An 11,809-nucleotide genomic window follows, 5' to 3' on the forward strand; every position below is an offset into this window, starting at 1 on the left:
TACGTGGCCCGGCAGGTCAACCGCCCGCGCGTTTTGGGCGTCTCACCCCAAGGCCCGCAACACTGCACCACGGGCTGCATCGTTACCATGCCGGTGGACGAGTCTCGGGCACCGGACAGGGGATGCGGTGTCGCGTGCCGCCGAGGACGGCGGAGCTCCCGCGGCACCAGCGCGGCGAACAGCGTCAAGCGAAGAACGTCAAGCGAACAGCATCAGCAGCGAGCGATCGAGAACGGCGAGGGCGGAACGAGTGAGTGAGCCGGCACGGCACTCGGGCCTGGGGGCGGACCGACGGCCCGGAAGGACCGAACGCCCCGTCGAAGGGCACGGTACGGGGCGGCGCGCGGGGCGGGCGGCCCGCCGCCTCGCCGCCGTCTGCGGGGCCGCCCTGGCCCTGTTCTCGGCGGTCGCCCCGGCCGCGGCGCTACCCGCCGGGGGCGGCATCCGGCCGACCGCCGACAACGGCGTCTCGGCCGAGTACCCGGTGGAGATGACCATCGAGACGGTGGCACCGCAGGTGGCCAGCCCGAACGGCATCGTGAAGATCACCGGGCACGTCACCAACACCGGCAAGGCGGCGGTCAAGAACGCCCACGCGGCCGTCCGCAAGCCGCTGTCCAGCAAACCGCTGCAGCGGCGCAGCGACCTCTCCCTGGTGACCACCCGCAGCGGCCCGAGCAACTCCGACGGCGTGGAGCTGGACAGCCCGCAGTACGCCCTGCCGGAGCTGGGCCCGGGCCAGAACCAGCCCTACACCCTGAGCGTCTCGGTGAGCGACCTCGGACTGTCCGACAGCGGCGTCTACGAGCTCGCGGTGGACGCCTGGGGCTCGACCGCCGACAACCAGCGCGACCGGCCGCTGGGCATCGCCCGGACCTTCCTGCCGTACAACCCGGGCGGCGCCGAGGCGCAGCCCAGCAAGGTCACCACGCTCTGGCCGCTGGTGCACGCGCCGGTGCTGGCCGCGCAGACCTACTCCGACAACGACCAGCCCGTCCCCGTCCTGCGCGACGACAGCCTGACCGCCGAGTTCTCCCCGGGCGGCCGGCTGTACGAGCTGGTGGACACCGGGGCCAAGATGACCGGGCTGACCTGGGTGGTCGACCCGGACCTGCTGGACACCGCGTTCGCGATGACCAAGCAGTACCGGGTGCAGAAGCCGGGCCAGGACGTCGTCGGCAAGCCGGCCAAGGACGACAACACCGTCCCCGGCACCGGCCAGGCCGCCGCCGCGGCCTGGCTGGACAAGCTGCGGACCGCCGTCGCCAAGCCGGGCGGCCAGGTGGTGTCGCTGCCCTACGCCGACCCGGACCTCGCCTCGATCGCGCACAACGGCGCCGACCTGACCGGGATGGGCACCGCCCTGGGCAAGGCGGCCACCGCCGGCCGGCTCACCGTCGAGGGCCGGCTGTCCGTCGACACCCGCTCGGACGTGGCCTGGCCGTACCAGGGCTACCTGGACCAGCAGATCGCCGGCGTCGCCCAGCAGGCCGGCAACGGCCTGGTCCTGGTCAACGGCGCGAGCATGCCGGAGCCGGACGCGATGAACTACACCCCGACCGCGGTGCGCCCGATCGGCAACGGGCAGAACGCGGTGGTCGCCGACGAGACCGTCTCCTCGCTGTTCCAGACCGACCTCGCCTCCCCGCAGGCGCAGTCCAGGGCGAACCAGCGCTTCCTCGCCGAGACCTACACGATCACCCACGAGCAGCCGCAGAACCAGCGCGGCCTGCTGGTGATGCCGCCGCGCGACCTGACCGCGAGCACCGCCAAGGTGCTGGCGGACGCCCTGCAGACGGCCTCCGACAACAAGTGGCTCGCCCCGGTCAAGCTGGACGCCCTGGCCCAGGCCGCGCCCGACCCGAAGGCCAACACCACCGTCCCGGCAGCCGCCGACTACCCGGCCCAGGCCCGCGCCTCGGAGCTGTCCGCGGCCGAGCTGAGCAGCACCGACGAGATCCAGCAGAACCTGGACACGCTGATGCGGGTGCTCACCCTGCCGCAGCGGGTGCGCGGCCCGTTCAGCGCCGCGATGGTCCGCTCGCTGTCCACCGAGTGGCGCACCAACACGGCGGTCGGCAGCACCTACCGCGAGGACGTCGCCAAGTACCTGGACGAACTGACCGGGGCCGTCCGGGTGACGAAGAAGAACGTGGTCACCCTCGCCGGCGACACCGGCCTGGTGCCGGTCAGCGTCCGCAACGACCTCACCCAGACCGTCACCAACCTCAAGCTGGTGCTCACCTCGACCCAGCCGAACCGGCTGCGGGTGGGCAAGGAGGAGGAACTGGTCATCCCCGCCGCCCAGAGCGCCACCCTCCGGTTCCAGGCCGAGGCGCGCAACAACGGCCCGGTCACCATGACCGCCCAGCTCTGGACCACCGGCCCCAACCCGCAGAAGTACGGCGAACCGCAGCAGTTCACGGTGGAGGTCACCTCGGTGACCAACGGCGTGCTGTACGTCTTCGCGGCCGCCGCCGCCCTGCTGCTGCTGGCCGCGCTGCGCTTCGTGCGCCAGCGCAAGCGGCGGGCCGGGCAGCCGCACGCCGACGGCGACCAGCCGGTCGACGGCCCGGCGGCGGGCGGCGCACCGGCCCCGGCGGCGGACGGGGCGCAGGACGCGGGCGGGGACGCGAGCGGGGAGAAGCCCGACGGCGAGGCCGGGGGCGGTGCCGGCGAACCCGCCGGGAACGGCCCCGGCGACGGCCCCGAAGACGGCTCCGACGGCGGATCCGCCGAGGCCGGCCCCGCGCAGACACCGCGCGGCAGCAACGCGGATGGCCGGGATCGGACCGCCAGTGATGAGAAGGTTGGTCCTTGATACCGCCGACCCCCCGCAACGCCGGGCCGGCCTCCCCCACGACAGCGAAGAGGTGACATGACCGGGCGCAGCGAGGAGCGGCCGCCGGGCCGCGGTGAGAACCGGCCGGGCGCCGAGTCGCCGTCCGGCGACTGGTACGTGGCCGACACCTACGCCCAGGACCCGTACGCGGCCGACGCGTACGGGAACCCGCAGGCCGGCCAGGACCCGTACGGTCTGCGGGCCGACCGGCCCGCGGCGCCTCAGCCGCCGGCCACCGCGTACGACGTGCCGCCGCAGCTGCCGCCGCAGGGCGGCGGCTACCCGACGCCGGTGCCGCCGGCGCAGTACTCGGCGCCGACGCCGTTCGCGGCCCCGGTGCCGCCCGTGCAGCCCGGCTGGGACACCCCGGTGCAGGCCGCCTGGCAGGAGGCCCCGGCTCCGGCCGGCGGCGGCCAGTGGGGCGGCCCTGAGCAGCCCCGGCCGCAGTGGGAGCCGGGCCCGGCGCACTCGACCTGGGACAGCGAGACCACCGAGTACGTCGGGGTGGACGCGCTGTTCGGCGGCCACCAGGCGCAGGCCGCGGCCCAGCCGCCGGTGCCCCCGCCCGCCCCGGCGCACCCGACGGCACCGCCGGTCGCGCCCCCGCCCCCCGCCGCCGCCGTGCCGCCGGTCGCCCCCGCGCCGTACCCTCCGATGGGCGGCTACCAGGGGCAGCAGCAGTACGCCGGCCCGGACGGGCACCGCCCCTTCGTCCCCCCGATCGAGTTCGACCCGCCGCTCTCCGAGGACGAGGCCACCATGCAGGTGGCCGCCGTGGCGGTGCCGCCGGCGGTGGAGCCGCTGGCGGACCTCGTCGCCGAGGAGCGCGCCGCACAGCTGGCGCCCGCGGCCGAGCCCGCCCCGGCGGCCGGCGGCGGCAAGGTCGCGAGCCTGCTGAACTCCAGCGCGATCATGGCGGCGGGCACGCTGGTCTCCCGCGGCACCGGCTTCGTCCGGACCATGGTGATCACCGCGGCCATCGGCGTCGCCGTCATGGGCGACTCGTACAACGCCGCGTACACCCTGCCGACCCTGCTGTACATCCTGATCGGCGGCGGCGCGCTGAACGCCGTCTTCGTGCCGCAGCTGGTGCGCAGCATGAAGAACGACGAGGACGGCGGCACCGCGTACGCCAGCCGGCTGCTCACCCTGGTGATGGTCGGGCTCGGTGGCGTGGTGTTCCTCGCGGTGCTCGGGGCACCGCTGCTGGTGCAGCTGATCTCGCACTCGATGATGGAGAACGCGGACCGCGCCGAGACCACGGTCGCGCTGGCCCGGTACTGCCTGCCGACCATCTTCTTCATGGGCGTCCACGTGGTGATGGGGCAGATCCTCAACGCCCGCGGCCGGTTCGGCGCCATGATGTGGACCCCGGTCCTCAACAACATCGTGGTGATCTTCACCTTCGGCGCCTACATCTGGGTGTTCGGCGGCTACAGCGGCACTCAGGTGACCCCCGAGGGCATCTCGCCCGAGGGCGTCCGGCTGCTCGGCCTCGGCACCCTGCTCGGCCTGGTCGTCCAGTCGCTGGCGATGATCCCGTACCTGCGGTCGGCCGGCTTCCGCTACCGGCCGCGCTTCGACTGGCGCGGCCACGGCCTGGGCAAGGCCGCCCGGCTGGCCAAGTGGACCTTCTTCTTCGTGCTCGCCAACCAGGCCGGCTACCTGGTCATCACCCAGCTGGCCACCGCCGCCGGCAGCGCCGCCGAGAAGGGCGGCCACGAGGGCGTCGGCCTCGCGGCGTTCTCCAACGCCCTGCTGATCTGGCAGCTCCCGCAGGCCGTGATCACCGTCTCGATCATGAGCGCGGTGCTCCCCCGGCTCTCCCGGGCGGCGGCCGACGAGGACGCCGGCGCCGTCCGCGACGACCTGTCGTACGGGCTGCGCACCACCGCGGTGGCGGTCGTCCCGGGCGCCTTCCTGTTCCTGTCGCTCGGCCCGGTGATCGCCCGCTCGATCTACGGGATCGGCGGCGGTGACCGGGCCCTGGACAACGCCACCAACGTCGGCCTGATGCTGTCGGCCTTCGCGCTCGGGCTGATCCCGTACTCGGCCCAGTACGTGATGCTGCGCGGCTTCTACGCCTACGAGGACACCCGGACGCCGTTCTCCAACACCGTCTGGGTCGCGGTCTGCCAGGCCGGGTTCTCGGTGCTCTGCTGGTTCACGCTGCCCGCCCAGTGGGCCGTGATCGGGATGTCCTTCGGCTATGGTCTGGCCTACGCCGTCGGGGTGGCGGTCGCACTGCCGAAGCTGAAGAAGAAGATCGGCGGGCTGGACAGCAAGCGGATCGGCAAGACGTACAGCCGGCTGGCCACCGCCGGCGTGCCGTCCGCGCTGGTCGGCCTCGGCGTCAGCCTGGCGGTCCAGCAGGTGCTCGACGGCTGGATGGGCAGCGTGCTGTCCCTCGTCGCGGGCGGCGGCCTCCAGCTGGCCGTGTTCGTGCTGATCGCGAAGCGCCTGCGGATCGAGGAGCTCAACGCCATGCTCGGCATGGTGCGCGGCCGGCTGGGCCGCTGATCCACCACACCGACCGACCGGACGAGCGGGCGCCCTGACCGGGTGTCAACGGGAGCCACCGGCTCCTCCGCCCGTCCGGCCGGGTGCCGGGCCGCCGCCCGCGCCCGGCTCCGCCCGGGCCGCGAGATGGCGGCCCGGTGTCGGATCTGCACCACATCTCTCCACCAGCACGCAACCGAGCGCGCCCCTCAGCGGTCGTACTCGGTGGAGAAGAGTGGGCACAATTGTCCTGGAGCACGTGGCCGCCAACCCGCGGGCTCCAGCGACTCTCTCAAGCCGGGGCGACACAAGGGGAGGCAGGACCACGGTGGCTGATGGCACCAAGGCGGTCGTCGACACGTCAGCAGCTGACGCGGCGGCGGACGAGGCCGCACTGGCCGCGGCGATCGACGAGCTCACGGCGGGGAAGGCCGCCCCGGCGGGCGCCGCCGACACCTCCTCCAAGGACCCGTCCGAGGACGCGCCCGAGGACCGGGGCGCCGCCCCGGACACCCCGGTGGCCGCCGACGCGGGCACCGACGCCTCCGACGCCGGCCAGGACACCCCCCACGGCGAGGAGACCTCGGAGATCACCGCTCCGCTCTCGGCCCACGAGATCGCCGCCGAGCTGGCCGCGGGCACCGCCCGGCGCAAGCCCGCCGCCCCGGAGCCCGCGGCCGCCAAGCGCCGCCCCACCGACCCGCAGCCCACCGTCGACCCGCGCGACACCGCCACCCTGCCCCGCACCCTCCCCGCCCCGCTGCGGCACAGCGGCGACATGATCGGCCACCGGTACCGGCTGGAGGAGTGCATCTCCCAGACCGAGACCTTCAGCAGCTGGCGCGCGGTCGACGAGAAGCTGCGCCGGGCCGTCGGCGTCCACCTGATGGCCTCCGGCCACCAGCGCGCCCGCAAGGTGCTCGCCGCCGCGAAGTCCGCCGCCCTGCTCGGCGACCCGCGCTTCGTCCAGGTCCTGGACGCCGTCCAGGAGGGCGAGCTGGTCTACGTCGTGCGGGAGTGGCTGCCGCACGCCTCCGACCTCGCCAAGCTGCTCGCCGACGGCCCGATGGAGCCGCACGAGGCGTACCAGATGGTCCGCCAGGTGACCGACGCGGTCGCCGCCGCCCACCGGCGCGGCCAGGCCCACCTGCGGCTCACCCCGCGCTGCGTGCTGCGCACCGACAGCGGCCAGTACCGGATCAACGGCATCGCGGTGGACGCCGCCCTGCGCGGGCTGCCCGACGAGGACGGCACCGACGGCTCCGAGCGCACCGACACCCGCGCGATCGGCGCCCTGCTGTTCGCCGCGCTCACCCACCGCTGGCCCTACCCGGAGGACCGCTACGACCTCCAGGGCCTGCCCAAGGGCCTCCAGAACGCCGCGCCGGACCAGGTCCGCGCGGGCGTCCACAAGGGCCTGTCCGAGCTGGCCGCGCGGGCCCTGTTCGACCACCCGCCGCACCACGCCGAGCCGATCACCACCCCGGAGGAGCTGACCCGGGCGATCGCGCAGATGCCCCGGATCCGCCAGCCCGAACCGGAGCTGCCCGCCTTCCCGGCCCCGCCCCGGCACAACACCCACGCGCTGCCGACCGCGCCCAACCCGACCCGGGTGGCCGACCCGGCCGTCGCCCCGCTGCCCGCCTCGTCCCGGCCGACCTCGAACCGGCGCACCCGGCGGCGGCTGCGCCGAGTCGTCAAGGCGACGGCCTGGACGGTCGCCCTGGGCGCCATCGGCGTCGCCTCCTGGCAGTTCGTGGACAACCTGCGCAACACCGGACCGGGCACCCCCCCGCGGGCCTCGGCCACCAGCGACGCGCCGACCCCGCAGGCCAGCACCCACAATCCGACGCCGATCGCGCCCAAGGCCGCCCTCTCGTACAACCCGAAGGGCGACTCGGCGGAATCCGCCTGGGCCCTCCCCAAGGCCATCGACGGCGACCCCAGCACGAGCTGGCCGACCTTCGGCTACGACGACCAGTTCGTCCCGGGCGGCTACAAGGAGGGCACCGGTCTGCTGATCGACCTCGGCTCGCCGCACGCCGTCAGCTCGGTGAGCGTCCAGTTCGTCGGCACCACCACGGCCGAGCTGCGGATCCCGAACGGCCAGGCGGCGGACAACCCGCAGAAGGCGCCGCTGACCTCCTTCACGACCGTGGGGAAGAAGAGCGGCAGCAGCGTCGACTTCGCTCTCAACGCCCCGACGAACACCCGCTTCCTCTTGATCTGGCTGACCAGCCTGCCGAAGGATACGGATGGCAAGTTCCGCGGGCAGGTCGCCGAGGTCAAGGTCTCCGGCTGACCGGAGGTCCGGCCTGCGGAACGACGGCGAGGGGGGCGAGGGGTGACGGTGGCGGAGGACGACGCGGCGCTGCTCGCCCGGCACGTCGCCGGCGACCCGGACGCCTTCGGCCTCCTGGTGAACCGCCACCGCGACCGGCTCTGGGCGGTCGCCCTGCGCACCCTGGGCGACCGCGAGGAGGCCGCCGACGCCCTCCAGGACGCCCTGGTCTCCGCCTTCCGCGCCGCCCCCGGCTTCCAGGGCCGCTCGGCGGTCACCACCTGGCTGCACCGGATCGTGGTCAACGCCTGTCTGGACCGCGCCCGGCGCAGCGCCACCCGCCGCACCACCCCGCTCGACGAGGACCCGCGGCGCCTGGACACCCTGGTCGGCGCCGCGGAACCGGCCGACTCCCCGGTGGTCCGGGCCGAGGTGCAGCGCGAGCTGGCCGCCGCGCTCGCCGAGCTGCCCGCCGAGCAGCGGGCCGCGCTGGTCCTGGTCGACATGCAGGGCTACCCCGTCGCCGAGGCCGCCGAGCTGCTGGGCGTCCCGGTGGGCACGGTGAAGAGCCGCTGCGCCCGGGGCCGGGCCCGGCTGCTCCCGCTGGTCCGCCACCTGCGCGAGAGCGGCGGCGGGCCGGATGTTTCACGTGAAACACCGAACGCCCCCGGCGCGGCCCCGCCACCTCGGCGGAACGCGCCGGGGAACCCGACGGGCACCGGCACCGTCACAGGGACAGGCCCGAACACCGGTCGGACGGTTCTGGAAGGAGACGCGAGCACGCGATGACGGCCCACCTCTCCTCCCCCGGCCCCGCCGGCCCCGCCGAGGACCACCCCTCCGTCGACGAGCTCGCCGACCTCGCCGAGGGGCTGGTCGAGTCCGCCGACGCCGCCCGGACGCTGCGTCGGCACCTGGACGGCTGCGCCGAGTGCCGCGAGACCGCCGACGCGCTCGGTGAGGTCCAGGCACTGCTCGGCGCCGTCGAAGCCCCGCCGATGCCCGCCGACGTCGCCGCCCGGCTGGACGCCGCCCTCGCCTCGGCCGCCGCCTCCGCAGCGGCGGAGGAGGCCGAGAACGCCCCCCTCGCAGCCTCCCGGGCCGCCGCCCCTGCCCCGGCCGCCCGGGCCGCCGCGGCGCCCGCCGCACCCCCTTCCCGGCCCGCCGCGCCCACCGGCCCGGGCCGGCCCCGCCCCCGCCCCCACCGGCGGCGCGCCGGCCTGCTGCTCGGCGCAGCCGCCGCCCTGGCCGCGATCGCCCTCGGCGCAGCCCTGCTGCTGCACCCGGCCGGCCAGGACGACCAGCACCCGGCCCTGTCCGCCGGCGCCCCCGCCTCCGCCTCCCTCGGCACCGGCGCGAGCCCCGGCACGGCGCAGAGCTCCCGCGCCGACCACGCCGCGGGAGCCGGCCCGACCTACCAGGACGATCAGCTCGCCACCCAGATCCAGCAGCTGCTGGCCCGGTCGGGCACCGCCCCCGGGCTGCGCCCGACCGGGCCCGCCAAGCCCTCCGCCGCGATGCCCGCCGACGGCCGCCAGGAGCTCACCGCCCAGGCCTCCCCGCCGTCATCCCCGCCGTCCTGCCCGGCCCCCGCCGAGGGTGTGCCGCTCGCCACCGACCACGGCAGCTACGCGGGCGCCCCGGTCGAGGCCCTGGTCTACCCTGCGCCCGGCCGGCCCGGGTTCGCGGACGTCTACCTGCGCTCCCCCGGCTGCGGCCCGGTCGTGCTGCAGCGCACCGTCCCCACCCGTTGACGTCCCGGGGATCGGAGGTCCCGGGGATCGGGGCTCCGTTCCCATGCGATCGACGAGCGGGGCGCCGCGCCGCTCCCACAGTGCGGCCGCCTGGTACTGATCCGCCTGGGAATGCGAGACACTGGTCAGTCGTTGTCCCGGGCGGCGGAGCAGAACCGCCCTCCCCGCACCTAGCGCGGGTCGCGATGCGAACCAGGAGATGCAGTGAGCGACGTCCGTAACGTGATCATCATCGGTTCCGGCCCGGCCGGCTACACGGCCGCGCTCTACACGGCGCGGGCCTCCCTCAAGCCGCTGGTCTTCGAGGGGGCCGTCACCGCCGGCGGCGCCCTGATGAACACCACCGAGGTCGAGAACTTCCCGGGCTTCCGGGACGGCATCATGGGCCCCGAGCTGATGGACAACATGCGGGCGCAGGCCGAGCGCTTCGGCGCCGAGCTGATCCCGGACGACATCGTCTCGGTCGACCTCACCGGTGACATCAAGACCGTCACCGACTCCGAGGGCAACGTGCACCGGGCGCGCGCCGTGATCGTCACCACCGGCTCCCAGCACCGCAAGCTCGGCCTGCCGAACGAGGACAAGCTCTCCGGTCGCGGTGTCTCCTGGTGCGCCACCTGCGACGGCTTCTTCTTCCGCGACCAGGACATCGCGGTGGTCGGCGGCGGCGACACCGCCCTGGAGGAGGCGACCTTCCTCTCCCGCTTCGCCAAGAGCGTCACGATCATCCACCGCCGGGACAGCCTGCGCGCCTCCAAGGCGATGCAGGAGCGCGCCTTCGCCGACGAGAAGATCCGCTTCGAGTGGGACAGCGCGGTCGAGGCCATCCACGGCGACCCGAAGCTGAGCGGCGTCACCCTGCGCGACACCACCACCGGCGAGACCCGCGAGCTGGCCGTCACCGGCCTGTTCATCGCGATCGGCCACGACCCGCGCACCGACCTGTTCAAGGGCCAGCTGGACCTCGACGCGGAGGGCTACCTCAAGGTCGAGGCGCCCTCGACCCGGACCAACATCCCGGGCGTGTTCGGCGCCGGCGACGTCGTGGACCACACCTACCGCCAGGCCATCACGGCCTCCGGCACCGGCTGCTCCGCCGCGCTGGACGCCGAGCGCCACCTCGCCGCCCTGGACGACCTGGAGGCCAAGGCCACCGCCGCCGTGGCGGTCTGACCCCCTCGCCACCGACCGACCCCCGCGGGGGTGTGACACCCGTTTCACGTGAAACACCCCCGCCCCGGCCAGGGCGAAACAGAACGGGCCCGCCCGTTGTTCACCTGGCAGCAGCCCCCTCCGTCCGAACCCGAGGAGTTCCCGTGGCCGGCGCCACCACCACCGTCACCGACGCGACGTTCAAGGCCGACGTCCTGGACAGCGACAAGCCCGTGCTCGTCGACTTCTGGGCCACCTGGTGCGGCCCGTGCCGCCAGGTCGCCCCGATCCTGGACGAGATCGCGTCCGAGCACGGCGACAAGCTGACCATCGCCAAGCTGGACGTGGACGCCAACCAGGCGACCGCCGCCCAGTACGGCGTCATCTCGATCCCGACCCTGATCCTCTACAAGGGCGGCGAGCCGGTGAAGTCCATCACCGGTGCCCGTCCGAAGGCCGCGCTGCTGCGCGAGCTGGACGGCTTCATCTAGGTCGACCGGTCGTCGACCGTACGACGGCGGCGGGGCTCCCCACACCGGGGAGCCCCGCCGCCGTCGTTTCCACCCGCCTCAGAACGGCCGCAGCGCCGGCTCCTTGCGCGCCCCGCCGAGCAGCCGCTCCAGCGCCACCTCCACATCGCCCCGCCAGGACAGCGTGGTGCGCGCCTCCAGCCGCAGTCGCGGGTAACGGTGATGCGAGCGGACGGTCTTGAAGCCGACCGCGAGCAGGTGGTCGGCCGGCAGCACGCAGCTGACCGGCTCGGGACCGGCCGAGCCGAAGGCCTCGATCGCCCGCACCCCGCGCCCGAGCAGGTCCTTGGCCACGGTCTGCACCAGCACCCGGCCGAGCCCCTGCCGCTGGTAGCCCGGAACCACCCGGCTGACCATCAGCTGGACGGCGTCCGGCGAGACCGGACTGGTCGGGAAGGACTGCGACCGGGGGACGTAGGCGGGCGGCGCGTACAGCACGAAGCCGGCCGGCTGGTCGTCCACGTAGACGATCCGACCGCAGGACCCCCACTCCAGCAGCACCGCGGAGATCCACCCCTCCTTCTCCAGCTCCGGCTTCCCGGACTCCACCGCCGCCTTCCCGCTGACCGGGTCCAGCTCCCAGAACACGCAGGAGCGGCAGGTCGTCGGCAGATCGGCGAGGTTGTCCAGGGTCAGCGGAGCGATCCGGCGTCCCATGCCCCGCACCTCCTCCTCCACTTCACGGTCGAGCATGCCCCCACAGACGCCGACGGGTGCATGTTTCACGTGAAACAGTGCTCACGCGGAACAT

General features: G+C 74.4%; 8 protein-coding genes. 7 read left to right on the forward strand and 1 reads right to left on the reverse strand.

Features of this window, described 5'->3' with window-relative positions; all coding sequences use genetic code 11:
- The first annotated feature begins 250 nt into the window (after window positions 1–250).
- The 7 genes from ACIP37_RS02620 (at window position 251) to trxA (ending at window position 11,019) form a co-directional block, all read left to right on the forward strand.
- Window positions 251–2,821 carry a DUF6049 family protein gene (locus ACIP37_RS02620; protein ID WP_400804286.1) on the forward strand — a complete coding sequence of 857 codons (2,571 nt, stop codon included), beginning with the start codon at window positions 251–253 and terminating at the stop codon, window positions 2,819–2,821.
- Between the two features lie 57 nt (window positions 2,822–2,878).
- The gene (gene murJ, locus ACIP37_RS02625; RefSeq protein WP_400804288.1) at window positions 2,879–5,362 is read left to right on the forward strand and encodes a murein biosynthesis integral membrane protein MurJ; all 2,484 of its coding nucleotides are present in this window, start codon (window positions 2,879–2,881) and stop codon (window positions 5,360–5,362) included.
- 307 nt (window positions 5,363–5,669) lie between these two features.
- Window positions 5,670–7,643, forward strand: a complete 1,974-nt coding sequence (locus ACIP37_RS02630; protein WP_363579867.1) for a serine/threonine protein kinase — start codon at window positions 5,670–5,672, stop codon at window positions 7,641–7,643.
- 48 nt (window positions 7,644–7,691) lie between these two features.
- Window positions 7,692–8,411: an RNA polymerase sigma factor SigM gene (gene sigM, locus ACIP37_RS02635; RefSeq protein ID WP_400804292.1), complete on the forward strand. Its 720-nt coding sequence runs from the start codon at window positions 7,692–7,694 to the stop codon at window positions 8,409–8,411.
- Window positions 8,408–9,376 (forward strand): hypothetical protein, encoded by a 969-nt coding sequence (locus tag ACIP37_RS02640; RefSeq protein WP_400804295.1) that lies wholly within the window; start codon window positions 8,408–8,410, stop codon window positions 9,374–9,376. The genes sigM and ACIP37_RS02640 overlap by 4 nt, the downstream gene beginning before the upstream one ends.
- Window positions 9,377–9,580: 204 nt before the next feature.
- Window positions 9,581–10,549: a thioredoxin-disulfide reductase gene (gene trxB, locus ACIP37_RS02645; RefSeq protein ID WP_363579870.1), complete on the forward strand. Its 969-nt coding sequence runs from the start codon at window positions 9,581–9,583 to the stop codon at window positions 10,547–10,549.
- A 143-nt stretch (window positions 10,550–10,692) separates the two neighbouring features.
- Window positions 10,693–11,019 (forward strand): thioredoxin, encoded by a 327-nt coding sequence (trxA, locus tag ACIP37_RS02650; RefSeq protein WP_363579871.1) that lies wholly within the window; start codon window positions 10,693–10,695, stop codon window positions 11,017–11,019.
- 78 nt (window positions 11,020–11,097) lie between these two features.
- Here the strand turns inward: trxA and ACIP37_RS02655 are convergent, their stop codons facing one another.
- Window positions 11,098–11,715 (reverse strand): GNAT family N-acetyltransferase, encoded by a 618-nt coding sequence (locus tag ACIP37_RS02655; protein ID WP_350876727.1) that lies wholly within the window; start codon window positions 11,713–11,715, stop codon window positions 11,098–11,100.
- Window positions 11,716–11,809: the final 94 nt, after the last annotated feature.

Source organism: Kitasatospora sp. NPDC088861, from assembly GCF_044750105.1.
GTDB lineage: Bacteria > Actinomycetota > Actinomycetes > Streptomycetales > Streptomycetaceae > Kitasatospora.